The organism is Alteriqipengyuania triglochinis (assembly GCF_054655655.1).
The window spans coordinates 290,981-305,612 of sequence record NZ_BAAHNC010000003.1 but is presented as its reverse complement, the minus strand read 5'-3'; the positions used below and the strand labels follow the sequence as shown (position 1 = coordinate 305,612).

Annotated in this window: 10 protein-coding genes; 6 read left to right on the top strand and 4 right to left on the bottom strand. The window is 64.9% G+C overall.

Annotation, left to right across the window (positions count from 1 at the left end):
- Positions 1-5 precede the first annotated feature (5 nt).
- From ACYQ0L_RS11685 to ACYQ0L_RS11670, 4 genes are read left to right on the top strand one after another with little or no spacing between them, the layout of a single operon-like run.
- The gene (locus ACYQ0L_RS11685) at positions 6-1,481 is read left to right on the top strand and encodes an MFS transporter (protein WP_459789393.1); all 1,476 of its coding nucleotides are present in this window, start codon (positions 6-8) and stop codon (positions 1,479-1,481) included.
- Positions 1,482-1,532: 51 nt separating this feature from the next.
- Positions 1,533-2,741 (top strand): acyl-CoA dehydrogenase family protein, encoded by a 1,209-nt coding sequence (locus ACYQ0L_RS11680; protein ID WP_459789392.1) that lies wholly within the window; start codon positions 1,533-1,535, stop codon positions 2,739-2,741.
- Positions 2,742-2,773: 32 nt separating this feature from the next.
- A complete protein-coding gene (locus ACYQ0L_RS11675) occupies positions 2,774-3,844 on the top strand; it encodes an acyl-CoA dehydrogenase family protein (protein ID WP_459789391.1) in 1,071 nt (356 codons plus the stop codon).
- Positions 3,845-3,848: 4 nt separating this feature from the next.
- Positions 3,849-5,162, top strand: coding sequence for an MFS transporter (locus tag ACYQ0L_RS11670; RefSeq protein ID WP_459789389.1), 1,314 nt, complete (start codon positions 3,849-3,851; stop codon positions 5,160-5,162).
- A gap of 11 nt (positions 5,163-5,173) precedes the next feature.
- On the opposite strand, the gene ACYQ0L_RS11665 is transcribed toward ACYQ0L_RS11670, so the two are convergent.
- The 3 genes from ACYQ0L_RS11665 to ACYQ0L_RS11655 all read right to left on the bottom strand — a co-directional run bounded on the left by ACYQ0L_RS11665 (position 5,174) and on the right by ACYQ0L_RS11655 (position 9,399).
- Positions 5,174-6,406, bottom strand: a complete 1,233-nt coding sequence (locus ACYQ0L_RS11665) for a TetR/AcrR family transcriptional regulator (protein WP_459789388.1) — start codon at positions 6,404-6,406, stop codon at positions 5,174-5,176.
- A 63-nt stretch (positions 6,407-6,469) separates the two neighbouring features.
- Positions 6,470-8,221 carry a class I adenylate-forming enzyme family protein gene (locus ACYQ0L_RS11660; RefSeq protein WP_459789386.1) on the bottom strand — a complete coding sequence of 584 codons (1,752 nt, stop codon included), beginning with the start codon at positions 8,219-8,221 and terminating at the stop codon, positions 6,470-6,472.
- Positions 8,221-9,399: an acetyl-CoA C-acyltransferase gene (locus ACYQ0L_RS11655; protein WP_459789385.1), complete on the bottom strand. Its 1,179-nt coding sequence runs from the start codon at positions 9,397-9,399 to the stop codon at positions 8,221-8,223. The genes ACYQ0L_RS11660 and ACYQ0L_RS11655 overlap by 1 nt, the downstream gene beginning before the upstream one ends.
- A gap of 200 nt (positions 9,400-9,599) precedes the next feature.
- Between ACYQ0L_RS11655 and ACYQ0L_RS11650 the strand changes: the two genes are divergently transcribed.
- Positions 9,600-10,847 carry a serine hydrolase domain-containing protein gene (locus ACYQ0L_RS11650; RefSeq protein ID WP_459789384.1) on the top strand — a complete coding sequence of 416 codons (1,248 nt, stop codon included), beginning with the start codon at positions 9,600-9,602 and terminating at the stop codon, positions 10,845-10,847.
- Complete coding sequence (locus ACYQ0L_RS11645) at positions 10,844-12,880, top strand: 3-hydroxyacyl-CoA dehydrogenase NAD-binding domain-containing protein (RefSeq protein ID WP_459789383.1); 2,037 nt, start codon at positions 10,844-10,846, stop codon at positions 12,878-12,880. Before ACYQ0L_RS11650 ends, ACYQ0L_RS11645 begins: the two co-directional genes overlap by 4 nt.
- A 71-nt stretch (positions 12,881-12,951) precedes the next feature.
- Here the strand turns inward: ACYQ0L_RS11645 and ACYQ0L_RS11640 are convergent, their stop codons facing one another.
- Positions 12,952-14,559 carry a carboxylesterase/lipase family protein gene (locus ACYQ0L_RS11640; protein WP_459789382.1) on the bottom strand — a complete coding sequence of 536 codons (1,608 nt, stop codon included), beginning with the start codon at positions 14,557-14,559 and terminating at the stop codon, positions 12,952-12,954.
- Positions 14,560-14,632: the final 73 nt, after the last annotated feature.

Genomic DNA, 14,632 nt, shown 5'->3' with positions numbered 1-14,632 from the left:
TACGTATGGTAACCGACCCTACCGCACCGAAACTCGGCTTTGTCACCAAGCTTCTCTACGGCACCGGCTCGATCGGCTACGGGATCAAGGACGTCGCCTTCCGGTCCTTCCTGCTGCTCTACTACAACCAGGTCGTCGGCGTTCGTGCAGAGCTCGTCTCCTTCGCGATCCTCGTGGCGCTGGTGGTGGATGCGATCTCCGATCCCGTGGTCGGCCAGTGGTCGGACTCGATCCGCACGCGGCTGGGCCGGCGGCATCCGCTGATGCTCGCCTCCGCCCTGCCCGCCTCGGCCAGCTTGTTGCTATTGTTCTTCCCGCCTGCGGGGATGAGCGATACGCAGATCTTCTGGTACATCCTGGTGATCGGCTGCTGCGTGCGTACCTTCATCACCTTCTACGAGATCCCGAGTTCCGCCCTCGCGCCCGAACTGACCAGCGATTACGACCAGCGCACCTCGATCGCCAGCTACCGCTATTTCTTCGCCTATCTGGGCGGGGTCGGCATGGCTTTCCTCACGCTGCTGGTGTTCCTCGCCCCGACGGCGGAATACCCTGTCGGCCAGCTCAACCCGGCGGGGTACGAAACCTTCGCCATCGTCGGGGCAGCGCTGATGCTCGGCGCGATCCTGCTGTCGAGCTTCGGCACGCTGCACCGGGTCAAATATTTCAAGATGCCGCCCGCGCCGGAGAAGATCGGGGCGATCAAGACCCTCGGTCAGATGGGCCGCACTTTCTCCAACAAGGGCTTCCTCGCGATCCTCTCCTTCGGGGTGCTCAAATATACTTCGGTGGGGATGACGTCGGCGCTGAACATCTATTTCGGCACCTATTTCTGGGGCTTCAGCTCCACCCAGCTGGCGATCCTCACCGTGGACTCGCTGGCGGGCGCGTTCCTCGCGCTGTTCTTCGCGCCGCTGGTTTCCAAGAAGTTCGGCAAGCGCAATGCCGCCTTCTACCTCGCGATCGTCGCGGTGGTTTTCGCCAGTGCGCCCTACCTGCTGCGGTTCGCGGGAATGATGCCCGAAAACGGAGATCCGCGCCTTGTCGCCAGCGTCTTCGCATTCTCGATGCTGTTCCAGCTGTGCGGCGTATCCTCCGCCGTGCTGACCCATGCAATGATCGGCGATATCGTGGAGGACAGCCAGCTACGCACCGGCCGCCGTTCCGAAGGCCTGTTCTACGCAGCGAACACGCTGATGCAGAAGTCGACCTCGGGCCTGGGTGTGTTCGCGGCCGGTCTGCTGGTCGCCTTTGTCGGCATCGTGCCGGGAACCGATCCGCGCACGATAGACCCCGAGATACCGCGGATGCTGGCGCTGGTTTACGTGCCGACACTGATCGTGCTTTATCTGGGCGGCGCAGGCTTCCTGTTCGCTTACCGGATCGACCGCGCCAGCCACGAAGCCAATGTGGACGAGCTCGCCCGGCGTGACCGTGCGAGCGCGCTCAACGCCGACGAGGTCCCCGAACCGGCGGAATAGCACGCCCCGCCCTCGCCATTATTTTACGAACGACCGACCAAGGAGCAGATCATGGCTACCCAGCTTGAACCAGAGGCGCGCGAGAGCGCCGACGTCTTCCGCGAGGAAGTGCGGCAATTCCTCGCCGACAAGTTTCCCGAAGAGCTCAAGGGCAAGAGCATCTCGCTGAGCGCGACCGAAGGCCCGATCAAGGAGACCGAGGCGCAGAAGGCCTGGCGCGAAGCGATGGGCGAACGCGGCTGGGGCACGCCCACCTGGCCGAAAGAATACGGCGGCGGCGGGCTTTCCCGCAAGCAAGCGGCCATCCTGAACGAGGAACTGGCGCGAGCGGGTGCCTACAACCCGATCGGCGGCATGGGCGTGATGATGTTCGGCCCCACGCTGCTCGAATATGGCAGCGAGGCGCAGAAGCAGGAGCATATCCCGCCGATCTGCCGCGGCGAAATCCGCTGGTGCCAGGGCTATTCCGAACCCAATGCCGGGTCCGACCTCGCGAACCTCCAGACGATGGCGGAGGACAAGGGCGACCACTACCTCGTCAACGGGCAGAAGACCTGGACCAGCGGCGGCCAGTGGGCGGACAAGTGCTTCGCGATCGTCCGCACCGACCGCAGCGACAAGCACAAGGGCATTTCCTTCCTGCTGATCGACATGGATTCCCCCGGCGTCGAAGTGCGCCCGATCACCATGATCAGCGGCACCAGTCCGTTCTGCGAAACCTTCTTCACCGATGTGAAGGTGCCCAAGGAGAACCTTGTCGGCGAGGAAGGCCAGGGCTGGACCATCGGCAAGCGACTGCTGCAGCACGAGCGCACGAACCTGTCGGGCGCGGCACCCGGCGGGCGCGGCGGCGGCAGCCTTGCGGACATCGCCAAAAAGTACGGCAAGGTGAACAAGGACGGCACTTTGGCAGACCCCGTGCTGCGCGACCGGATCGCCGATTTCGAAATCCGCTGGACCAGCTTCCTGCACACCGCGCGCCGCGCGGTCGAGGAAAGCAAGGCCCAAGGCGGCGTCTCCGAAATCAGCTCCGCGCTCAAGAAACTCGGCACAAAGCTCGGCCAGGAACGCGCCGAGATGACCATCGAGATCATGGGCCTCCAGGGGCTCGGCTGGGAAGGCGAAGGCTTCAGCCCGATCGAGCTCCAGGGCGTGCGCGCCTGGCTCTACGGCAAGGCCACCACGATCTACGGCGGATCGACCGAAATCCAGAACAACGTCATCGCCAAGCGTGTGCTCGGCATGCTCGACCACCAGTAAGCTTCAGGCAGTAAGACTCAGGAATTATCGACATGGCAGTTCTCAACGAAGAGCAGGAAATGCTGCGCGACATGGCGCGCGAGTGGACCACCAACGAAAGCCCCGTGACCGAATTCCGCAAGGTTCGCGCCTCGGGCGAACCGGAGGCGTTCGACCGCGCGGCCTACTCCGCGATGGCGGAGATGGGCTGGGCCGGGATCATCATCCCCGAAGAGCATGGCGGATCGGATTTCGGCTTTCTCTCCGCCGGTCTGGTGGTCGAAGAACTGGGCAAGACCCTCACGGCCAGCCCACTGATCGCGACCACGCTTGCCGCCAGCGCGATCATGCTCGGCGGAAGCGACGAACAGAAGGCCAAGTGGCTGCCCAAGCTCGCCAGCGGCGAAGCCATCGCCACGCTCGCGGTGGACGAGAGCGCGCATCACGATCCGGCCGAGATCGAAACCAGCGTCTCGGGCGGCAAGCTGACCGGCACCAAGGGCTTCGTCGCCGAAGCACACGGCGCGGACCTGTTCGTGGTCGCCGCCAAGGACGGACTCTACCTGGTCGAGAAAGGCGACGGCGTCACCCTGACCACCCGCCGCCTGACCGACCAGCGCAGCCATGCCGACATCGCCTTCGATGGCGCTATGGCCGAGAAGCTGGAGAACGGCGGCGACAGCCTGCTGGACGACGTGCTCGACCGTGCACGCGTGCTCACCGCTGCCGAAATGCTCGGCATGGCGCAGATCGTGTTCGACACCACGCTCGATTACCTGAAGCAGCGCGTGCAGTTCAATCAGGTGCTCAGCTCGTTCCAGGCATTGCAGCACCGCATGGCGGATCTGTTCGCGGATCTGGCGCAGATGCGCTCCGCGGTCGAAGCGGGGCTGCAGGCGGTAGACAGCGGCGTCGGCGCATCGCGCGCGGCGATCGTCGCCAAGGCCGAAGCCAACCGGGTGCTCCACACGATCAGCAACGAAGGCATCCAGCTGCACGGCGGGATCGGCATGACCGACGAGTACGACATCGGCCTCTATCTCAAGCGTGCGCGGGTGCTCGAGGCCTCATGGGGCACGCGCAGCTACCTCAAGAACCGCTTCGCAGCGCTGAGCGGCTACTGACACCTTGGATCCGCTCGAGGATTCCGAGGGACTGGAAGACACGGCCGGCGCGCGGCGACGCGCGCTGGCCGACCACGCGCGCTTCGTAGACGAGAACCTGAAGCGGAACTACACCGCCAACTTCATCCACGGCGTGCTGGGGATGACCGGCTTCCGCCTGATCTACGCCCCCACCATCATCCCCGCCTACCTGCTGCTGCTGACCGGCAGCACCGCCGCCGTGGGCCTCGGCACGGCGCTGCTCCAGCTCGGCGCGACGATCAGCCCGATCGCCAGCGGATCGCGGATCGAGCATCGCAGCCATATCCTGCCCTACGCGATCGGCGTCGGATCGATGATGCGGCTGATGATCCTGGGGCTCGCGCTGACGGGGTATTTCCTAACCGGCAACCTGCTGCTTATCGGGACCTTCGCCTGCTTCGTTTTGCTCGGCTTCTTCACCGGCGCGCAGCGGGTCGCGTTCCAGATGCTGATGAGCAAGCTGATCCCGATCCGAAAGCGCGGGCGGTTGCAGGGCTATCGCAATTTCGCAGGCGGCCTGATTGCCGCGCTGCTCGCCTGGGCGGCGGGCAACTACCTGATCGAGGACAAGTGGCTGGGCAATGGCTATGCCACGACCTTCCTCTTCGCCTTCCTGCTGACCAGCGCCGGGCTGGTCGTGCTCAAGACGATGATCCGCGAACCCGCCGCGCCGGTCAGCCGCCCGCAAATGCCGATGATGCAGCGCATCCGCCAGTTTCCCGAGCTGTTGCAGGATCGCGACTTCGCGTGGTTCTTGGCGGTGCAGTGCTTCTCGACGATGGCCCGGGTCGGCGCGCCGTTCTGGACGATCTATGCGGGCACGCAGCTGGGCCTCGATGGTGCGCTGATCGGCGGGCTGAGCTTCGTGTTCCTCGGGTCTGACACGCTCTCCAACGTGTTGTGGGGCCCGCTGGGCGATCGCTTCGGCTTCAAGATCATCTACGTGCTGGCGTTGTGCAGCTCGGTCGCCGGGGTGACGCTGCTGATCCTCGGCAGCACCGCCGTACCGATCTACGCGGCCTTCGTGCTGCTGGGCGTCGGCGGATCGGGCTGGATGCTCGCCTCGACCACGATGGTGCTCGAATTCGGGGAGCCGCAGGATACGCCGATGCGGCTCGCCTTCGTCACCACTCTGGAAGGGGCGATTGCCGCGAGCGGGCCGGTGCTCGCAGGACTGCTGGTGGCGGTCAGCGGGTTCCAGCCGCTGTTCTTCATCGTGCTTGCGGCGCAGATCGCGGCGCTAGTGCTGCTGGTCGTCAAGGTGCGCGAGCCGCGTCACCGGGTGGCGACAGTCTAGCAGACGGGCCGCTAGCTGCGCTCGGCCAGCATCCCTTCGCTGAGCACCGACAGATAGGTTTCGACCGCCTCTCCATGGTGGTCGAATCGCGCCGCCCAGCGCCGCGCCTCATAGGCACCGTTGAGCGTCGACATGATGATCTGGCTGGCAACCAGCGGGTCGATCGCGCGCACCGACCCGTCGGCGAACCCGTCGATCAGGAAGCCTGCGAAACGCCGCGCAAGGCGGTTGGAGCGCATCACGACGTCGATCTTGGTCTCGCTGTCGAGCGCCTGCAGCGCGGTGGTGCGCAGCAGCGGCATGGAATCGAAGAACTGCAATTCCAGCAGTTCGTTGAGAATGCTTGCCAGGCGCGTCCAGTACGAACCTTCGACATCGTAGCCCGCCATCTGCACTTTCGAGAGGCGATCATAGCTGCGCTGGAAGCACTCCAGCACCAAGTCGTCCTTGGCGTCGTGATGGTGGTAAAAGCTGCCCTTGGTCACATTGAGCGCCTCGGCAATGCGGTTGACCGACGCCCCGCGATAGCCGCGTTCGTTGATCATCACCGTGGCCGCACGCAGAAACTCGTCGTTCTGCTGCAGCGGGCGATCCTCGTGAATGCGCCAGCCGCCGTCTTCGAGCTTCGCCGGATTCCACTCGCCACGCTGCGCAGGGATGCCGAAGCACAGGATATCGACGATCTTGGTCTCGACCCTTGCGAAATCGAGCACCGAATAGCGCCGCGACCACACCGGCCACCACAGCATCGCCTCGATCAGGATATGCGCCCGCGCAGAGAAAAGCGCGCGCTGCTTCTCGTCCGCAGGCTCGCCGAAGAAAGCGCGCACATCGTTGACCATCTCGCGATAGGCGAACAGCAATTCGTCCTGCTGTTCCTGATCGAGCGAGCGGATTTCGGACAGCGCGGTCATCAGGCCGCGTTCGCCCTCGCGGATACGCCCGCGCAGGGCGACGTGCAGGTGAACGAATTTGGCGATCCGTTTTTCGGGCGTCGGTTCGGCCAGGGCTGCCCCGGCCATCTCCTTCAACAGCGCGATGGTTTCGGCATAGACCGAGACAATCAGCTGGTCTTTGCGCGGGAAATAATAGGTGACGCTGGTCGCGTTCAGCCCGATCGCCCGCGCCACCTTGGTGAGAGTGGTCGCCTGAACACCCGTTTCGTTGATCAGTACCGATGCGGCGTGCAGGATGGCGCTGCGCTTCTCGCCGAACTTCTTCGTGACGTCAGGCTTCTTCGCCATCCGCTTCCCCCAGCATCATTACCCGCCCCGTTCGCCCAAGTTTCCGGCAAGCGGTAGCAGGCTTCAGAAGAAGCTCGAAAGCTCCTTTTTCAAGATCTTGCCATTGGCATTGCGGGGCAAGGTCTCGTTTGAAAAGGCAATTCTTACCGGCACCTTGAACTTGGCCAGCCTGCCCGCAACCCATTCCTGCAATTCGGCTTCGGTTGCGCTCGTGCCCGGCGCAAGGTGGACCACCGCTGCGGGCTCTTCACCCAGCTGCTGGTGCGGAATGCCGACCAGCGCGGCATCGGTCACCGCCGGGTGATCGTAGAGCACGTTCTCGACTTCCGACGAATAGATGTTCTCGCCGCCACGAATGATCATGTCCTTCGCGCGGTCGGCGATGTAGCACCAGCCTTCCTCGTCCAGCCGGGCGAGGTCGCCGGTGCGCACCCAGCCGTCGATGAAAGTCTCGGCAGTCGCTTCGGGATTGTCCCAGTACCCTTTTACGATCATCGGACCGCGCGCCCACAATTCGCCGATCTCGCCGGTCGGCAGTTCGCGCGTGCCATCCTCGCTCATGATCTTGAGGTCCGCGACTGCAACCGCAGGCCCGCAGCTGTCGGGCCGGTTGAGGTAATCCTCCGACGAATGGCCGGTCACGGTCGCCATCGTCTCGGTCATGCCCCAGCCGCTGCCGGGCAGAGCGCCAAATTCCTCGTGAATCTTGCGCACCAGTTCGGGCGCGGCGGGCGCGCCGCCATAGGCGATCGCTTCGATGCTGGAGAGATCGTAGTTCTTGCGCTCGGGATGTTCGAGCAGCTGCCAGGCGATCGTCGGTACGCCGCCGGTGGAACTCACCTTCTCGCGCTCGATGATCTGGAAGGCCTCGACCGGGTCCCACCGGTACATGAAGATCATCGTGTTGCCCGCCGCGATCGCGCCCATCAGCCCGGCGGAACACGCGGTGACGTGGAACAGCGGGATGACGGTGAGCGTCGTCTTGGGCTGCGGCGCGGGTATTTCCTCGCCGCGGCGCAGCACCGCGCAGGCGGCACCGAAGCCGCTCGACATGATGTTGGTGCACAGGTTGCGATGCGTGCCCAGCGCGCCCTTCGGCTTGCCGGTCGTGCCACTGGTGTAGAAGATCGTTGCGTCGTCTTCGGGCAGGATTTCGGCATCGGGCAGCGTGCGGGCAGGCAGGTCCTTGTAATCGTTCGGCGTGCCGAGGATGTCTTCCAGTCGCGCTGCGCCGTCCAGATCACCTTCGTGACGGGTGACGAGCACATGCTCGAGCTGCGGCATGTCGCCGCGATGCTCGGCGATGCGTTCCCACCGCTCCTCGTCACAGACGAGCAGCCTGGTGCCCGAATTGGCGAGGCCGTAGGCCAGCTCCCCGCCGGTCCACCACGCATTGAGCGGCACGCAGATCGCGCCGATGGTGACGGCGGCGAAGAATACGACCGGCCATTCGGGCAGGTTGCGCATCGCCAGCGCGACCCGGTCGCCCTTGCCGATACCCATCGCCTGAAATTCGTGCGCCAGCGCGGCGACTGCACGGCCCCACGCATCGTAGGTCACCCGCTCGTCCTGGTAGATCACGAAGGTGCGGTCCCCGTGCGACGCACCCAGCATGGCGATGGCACGCAGGTTGGGCGGAGCGTTCTTCCACACACGGGTTTTGACGCCGCGAATGTCGATTTCCTCCATTTCGAACCGCATGCCCGGCGCGGTCAGGATTGCCTTGCATTCGGCACGGCTGCGCGCAGGCCAGTTCGCAGGCGGGGTCCAGCCGATGGCAGAGGCGAGGTCTTTCGGTTTCGCGGTGCTCGCCATCACAGGACCTCGAACAGCCCGGCCGCGCCCATCCCGCCGCCCACGCACATGGTCACGACGACATATTTGACGCCGCGCCGCTTGCCCTCGATCAGCGCGTGGCCGACGCAGCGCGCGCCGGTCATGCCGAAGGGGTGGCCGATCGAAATCGATCCGCCGTTGACGTTGAGCCGGTCGTCCGGGATGCCCAGCTTGTCGCGGCAGTAGAGCACCTGCACCGCGAATGCCTCGTTCAGCTCCCACAACCCGATATCGTCGATCTTGAGGTCGAACCGTTCGAGCAGCTTGGGGATCGCAAACACAGGCCCGATGCCCATCTCGTCCGGCTTGGTGCCCGCGACCGCCATCCCGACATAGCGGCCCCTCGGCGTGAGGCCGCGCGCCTTGGCGACCTCGGCTTCCATCAGCACGCTCGCCGCCGAGCCATCGGCCAGCTGGCTCGCGTTGCCGGCGGTGATCGTGTGCCCCTCGCCCATCACCGGATCGAGCTTCGCCAGCCCTTCCAGCGTGGTGTTGGGACGATTGCACTCGTCCATCGCGACGGTGACGTCCTTCTTGGACACCTCGCCGCTCTCTCGGTCTTTCACGTCCATCACGGTGGAGACTTCGATGATCTCGTCCGCCAGCTTTCCACTGTCCTGCGCAGCCGCCGTGCGCTGCTGCGACTGGAGCGAATACGCATCCTGATCCTCGCGGCTGATGCCGTAACGCTTGGCGACGACCTCCGCCGTGCCGATCATCGGCATGAAGATGTCGGGATGCATCTTGAGCAGCTCTTCGTCGCGCTGCGGCTTGCCCGTGTTGTTGCGGATCGCGGTGATCGATTCCACGCCGCCCGCAACGCAGATGTCCATCCGGTCGACGATGATCTGCTTGGCGGCGGTGGCGATCGCCATCAGCCCGCTGGAACACTGGCGGTCTATGGTCATGCCTGCGACATCGACCGGGAGCCCGGCGCGCAAGGCAATCTGGCGGCCGATATTGAACCCCTGCGCCCCGCCCTGGCTGGCGGCACCGAAGACGACATCCTCGATCTCATTGCCGTCGAGCCCGGCGCGTTCGACCGCAGCCTCGACAGACCATGCCCCAAGCTGGACCGGGTGGGTTGCGTTGAAGGCCCCGCGAATCGATTTCGCAAGCGGGGTACGGGCGGTGGACACGATTACGGCGTCGCGCATTTTCCAGATATTCCTTTCCCTCGTGCCGACTCGTGCGGCTTGGGGGCGATCTTGCCCGTCCCGACGCGATCAGGCAAGCGCTGCGAAATTTTTTCTGAAAGAAGGGTATGAGCCTTCACATCGCCGTAAAATCCGTTACCCCGGCACGGATAAAGATAAGGTACGGCACTTGAGGGCCGACTGAGATGGTGGAGAGGTCAATGAAACTGGGCAAACCCGAAGATCGGGGGTTCGACGGCGAGAGGCTGCAACGGATCGACCGTTTCCTCGACGAAACCTATCTCGACACCGGACGGCTCAACACCATGCAGCTGCTGGTTTCGCGCGACGGGCAGCCGGTGCATTACTACCAGGGCGGGACGCTGCGCGACGATGGCACGCCGATGCGCGAGGATGCGCTGTTCCGCATCGCCAGCATGACCAAGCCGGTCACCTCGATCGCGTTCATGCAGCTGGTCGAGCAGTGCAAGGTCGCGCTGGAAGACCCGGTCGCTCGCGTCCTGCCAGAGTTCAAAGGCCTCGGCGCCTATTCGGGTGGTGGCGGCGACCTGCCCTTCGCGCCCATGAGGCAGGGCCAACCGATGCGCTTCGTCGATCTGATGTCGCACATGTCGGGGCTCACCTACGGCTTCCAGAACCGCACCAGCGTGGACGCCGCCTATCGCGCCGCGAAGCTCGACCTGTCGCGCGGCGCGGTCACTTCGGACGAATACATCGCGACGCTGGCGCGCATCCCGCTCGAATTCGAGCCGGGTAGCCAGTGGAACTACTCGGTCTCGACCGACGTGCTCGGTGTGTGCGTGGAGCGCCTGTCGGGCATGGCGCTGGGCGATTACCTGCGCGAACACATCTTCGCCCCGCTGGGGATGGACGATACCGGGTTCGACATCGATCCCGCGCAGCAGGATCGGCTCGCCGATGCCTATGCCTACCGCCCCGGGCAGGCCCCGCGTCTGATCGACAAGGGGGCAGAATCGCGCCTGATGGAACCGGCCAAGTTCCACTCAGGCGGCGGTGGGCTGATCTCCACCCTCGCGGATTACGACAAGTTCTGCACCATGCTGGTCAATCGCGGTGCCTATCAGGGCGGGCAGATCGTCTCTCCCAAAACGCTCGACCTGATGACCGCCAATCACCTGCCCGGCGGCGCGGACCTCACGCAGATGAGCCAGAGCCTGTTCAGCGAAGCGAACAATGCGGGCACCGGCTTCGGCCTGGGCTTCGCCGTGGTCACCGAGCCTGCGCGCACGCTGATCCCGGCGAGCAAGGGCGAATTCTACTGGGGCGGCGCCTATTCGACCGCCTTCTTCGTCGATCCGGTGGAGCGGATTACGTGCGTCTTCATGACCCAGCTCTACCCCTCTTCCGCCTATCCCATCCGCCGACAGCTCAAGACGCTGATCTATTCGGCGCTCACCCAAAGCAACGCAGGAGTATCCGACCGATGACCTCACCCATTCGCACTGAAAAGCACGACAATGTGCTCGTGATCATTTCCGACAATCCGCCCGTCAACGCGCTGGGCCAGGCCGTGCGCGCCGGGCTGACCGACGGCATCGCCGAGGCGCTGTCCGACGATAGCGTCGAAGCGGTCGTGATCCGCTGCGACGGACGCACCTTCTTCGCAGGCGCCGACATCACCGAGTTCGGCAAGCCGCCGCAGGGGCCGAGCCTGCCCGAAGCGCTCGACAAGCTGGAGGCGAGCGACAAGCCGGTCGTCGCCGCGATCCACGGCACCGCGCTGGGCGGCGGCTGCGAAGTCGCGCTGGCGTGCCATTACCGGGTGGCGGTGCCGAGCGCGAAGATGGGCCTGCCCGAAGTGAAGCTGGGCCTGATCCCCGGTGCCGCGGGCACGCAGCGCCTGCCGCGTCTGGTGGGGGCAGAGGCCGCCCTCCCCCTCGTCGCGATCGGCAATCCGATTTCGGCCAAGAAGGCGAAGGAAATCGGCCTGCTCGACGAGATCGTGGGCGAAGACAGCCTTGCCGCCGACGCCATCGCCTTCGCCAAGTCGAAGATCGGCCAGCCCGTCCCGCGCACGAGCGAGGGCGACGCCAACCAGGATGGCATCAAGAACCCCGACATCTTCGACGAATTCCGCGCCAAGAACGGCCGCAAGATGCGCGGTTTCGACGCGCCCAACGCGGCGATCGAGGCAGTGAAAGCAGCAGGCGAGCTGTCCTACGCCGAAGGCGTGAAGAAGGAACGCGAGCTATTCGGCAAGCTGATGACGGGCACCCAGTCCAAGGCGATGCGGCACTATTTCTTCGCCGAACGCGCCGCCAACAAGATCGACGATATCCCCGCCGACACCCCGCTGATCGACATCAAGAAGGTCGGCATCATCGGTGCGGGCACGATGGGCGGCGGGATTGCGATGAACTTTCTGTCTGCCGGTATCCCGGTCACCATCCTCGAGATGAAGCAAGAAGCGCTCGATCGGGGCACCGGCGTGATGCGCAAGAACTACGAGAACACGGCCAAGCGCGGGCGCATGACTGCCGAGCAGGTCGAACAGGCGATGGGCCTGCTCACGCCCACGCTCGAATATAATGACCTCGCCGATTGCGACCTCGTGATCGAGGCGGTTTACGAGAGCATGGACGTCAAGAAAGACGTCTTCGGCAAGCTGGACGAAGTGGTGAAGCAAGGCGGCATCCTCGCCTCCAACACCAGCTATCTCGACATCAACGAGATCGCGACCGCCACCAAGCGCCCCGGCTACGTGCTGGGCCTGCATTTCTTCAGCCCCGCGAACGTGATGAAGCTGCTCGAAGTGGTGCGCGGCGAGAAGACGCGCGACGATGTGCTGGCCACCGCGATGAAGCTGTCGAAAAGAATCGGCAAGGTCGCGGCAGTCTCCGGCGTGTGCCCCGGCTTCATCGGCAACCGCATGCTCTCGCAGCGGCAGGCGCAGGCGAACAAGCTCATCATGGAAGGCGCGAACTACTGGGACGTCGACGACGTACTGCTCGAGTTCGGCTTCCCGATGGGGCCGTTCCAGATGGGCGACCTCGCGGGGATCGACATCGGCTGGCACCGCGACCCGAGCAAGGTCACGACCGTGCGCGAGGCGCTGTGTGCCGTGGGCCGCTTCGGCCAGAAGGCGGGCAAGGGCTTCTACGACTACGACGAAGCGCGCCAGCGCACCCCGTCGGACGAGGTGAAGCAGATCATCGCCGATTTCGCGGCGAAGGAAGGCAACGAACAGCGCGACATCTCGAAGGACGAGATCCGCGAGCGGCTGCTCTACCCGATGGTCAACGAAGGCGCGAAGATCCTCGACGAGAAGATGGCGCAGCGCGCGAGCGATATCGATGTGGTGTGGATCAACGGCTACGGCTGGCCGCTCTATACCGGCGGCCCGATGTTCTGGGCCGACACGATCGGGCTCGATACCGTGGTCGCCGGGCTGGAGAAGCACGGCCTGCCGGTGAGCGATTACCTGCGCAAGAAGGCCGAAGCGGGCGAGAGCTTCAACTAGGCTCTCCGCTCAACCGGACATGAAAAGGCCGGCGCCCCACGCGGGACGCCGGCCTTTCTTTTTGGAAGCAATCAAAGCTCGCTGGGCAATTCGCGAATGTCCTTTTCAGGGTCGTCGACCAGCTGGGGCTCGACATTCAGCTCCATCACGTAACGGGTCTTGGGCGTGTAAGCCTTCCACTCGGGCAGCAGCGCGCTCGACGGGGTGCCGGTCTTCGCGAAGGCGATCCAAGCATCGCTCATCATGTCGGCCATGATCTGCGCGTCCTCGCCGGTGCCGACCAGCGCGGCGCTCTCCACCGCATTGTCGAACATCAGCGGGATGTCGAGCGTGTGCGGCGTGCGCAGCATACCCCCGCCGATCGGCGTCTCCCACGTCAGGCGATAGGCATAGACCGGTGCGCTTGCCGTGCGGCTCTGCTGGTCCGCCAGCAGATAGGTGCCGCGCACGAAGCGGGTGCCCATCGCGATGCTGGCGAGGTGGGTGGGCGAGTAATCGGGGTAGCGCTTGCGGTAGGCATCGACCGCCGCCACCGCCTGCTCGCCCATCGCGCCGGTCATCGCGGACAAAGTGCCTTCGGTCAGCCGCCCGAACCACGGTTGCGCGGCGACGAACAGCGTCATCTCGTCCTTGTTGTAGCCGATCAGCACCGGGATATCGCGCGACTGCTCGGGCGCGGCGGGCAGGAAGGGATCGCGCGGGATGATCGTGCCATCGGCGATCGGCCCGAACTGCGGCCCGGTGCCCATCGCGCTTGCCGGTGTCGCCTTGCGCACCGCCTCGACGATCTCATCGCTGCGGACATTGCGCAGGTCTTCGAGGGTTTCGACGCCCGCCTCATCGAGGATCTTGGCCGCATAGTCAGCCGCCTCGGCAGGCTTGCCGCTGAACACACCGGGGCCCGACTGGATCACCGCCTTGTCGAACAGGCCATCGGCAGAGGGCATCGCCATCAGGTGGCTGACCTTCGATCCACCGCCGGACTCGCCCATGATCGTGACATTGTCCGGATCGCCCCCGAAGGCTTCGATATTGTCGCGCACCCATTCGAGCGAGCGGACCAGATCGAGATTGCCGACATTGCCCGAGGCGGCGAAATCCTCGCCGAACTTTTCGGCCAGGTTGAGATAGCCGAAGGCGTTGAGGCGGTGGTTGACCGTGACGACTACGACGTCGCCCTTCTCCGCCAGGTTGCGCCCGTTATAGGCGGGCCAGTTGCCCGACCCGTAGGCGTAGCCGCCCCCGTGGAACCACACCATCACCGGGCGCTTGCCGCCGTCGCCTGCTTCCGGAGTCCACACGTTGAGGAACAGGCAGTCCTCGTTGTCCATCTTGGCTTCGGTCGAGGTCGGGAAGATCGCCTGGATGCGGCGGGTCATCTCGGACTCGTTCGGGCCGCTTGCCGAATAGATCTGCATGCACGGCGCGCCGTAGCCGGTCGCGTCGGCCACGCCTTCCCACGCATCGGGCTTTACGGGCGGCTGGAAGCGCAGGTCGCCCAGCGGCGGTGCGGCGTAGCGGACGCCGAGGAAGGCATCGATGCCACCCTGTTCGAGGCCCTGGACCGACCCCGCTTCGGTCTTCACCACCGGAGTTGCGGCGGGCGGCTCCTGCCCGGTTGCCGGCACGCAGAGCGCAAGCGCGGCAATCGAAGCGAGCATCATGGCATGTCTGGGCATCGATAGTTCTCCCCCTGTTGGTTCCCCGCACGGCAAGGGGCGGAACGCCGCTGTGCGGCCCCCGCCCCTCCCG

What these genes read in the sequence shown, in the direction of transcription:
- ACYQ0L_RS11665 (WP_459789388.1), bottom strand. Translation starts at nt 6,406, where the DNA reads ATGGCGAAGAAGCCTGACGTCACGAAGAAGTTCGGCGAGAAGCGCAGC.
- ACYQ0L_RS11640 (WP_459789382.1), bottom strand. Translation starts at nt 14,559, where the DNA reads ATGCCCAGACATGCCATGATGCTCGCTTCGATTGCCGCGCTTGCGCTC.
- ACYQ0L_RS11650 (WP_459789384.1), top strand. Translation starts at nt 9,600, where the DNA reads ATGAAACTGGGCAAACCCGAAGATCGGGGGTTCGACGGCGAGAGGCTG.
- ACYQ0L_RS11660 (WP_459789386.1), bottom strand. Translation starts at nt 8,221, where the DNA reads ATGGCGAGCACCGCGAAACCGAAAGACCTCGCCTCTGCCATCGGCTGG.
- ACYQ0L_RS11680 (WP_459789392.1), top strand. Translation starts at nt 1,533, where the DNA reads ATGGCTACCCAGCTTGAACCAGAGGCGCGCGAGAGCGCCGACGTCTTC.
- ACYQ0L_RS11645 (WP_459789383.1), top strand. Translation starts at nt 10,844, where the DNA reads ATGACCTCACCCATTCGCACTGAAAAGCACGACAATGTGCTCGTGATC.
- ACYQ0L_RS11655 (WP_459789385.1), bottom strand. Translation starts at nt 9,399, where the DNA reads ATGCGCGACGCCGTAATCGTGTCCACCGCCCGTACCCCGCTTGCGAAA.
- ACYQ0L_RS11685 (WP_459789393.1), top strand. Translation starts at nt 6, where the DNA reads ATGGTAACCGACCCTACCGCACCGAAACTCGGCTTTGTCACCAAGCTT.
- ACYQ0L_RS11675 (WP_459789391.1), top strand. Translation starts at nt 2,774, where the DNA reads ATGGCAGTTCTCAACGAAGAGCAGGAAATGCTGCGCGACATGGCGCGC.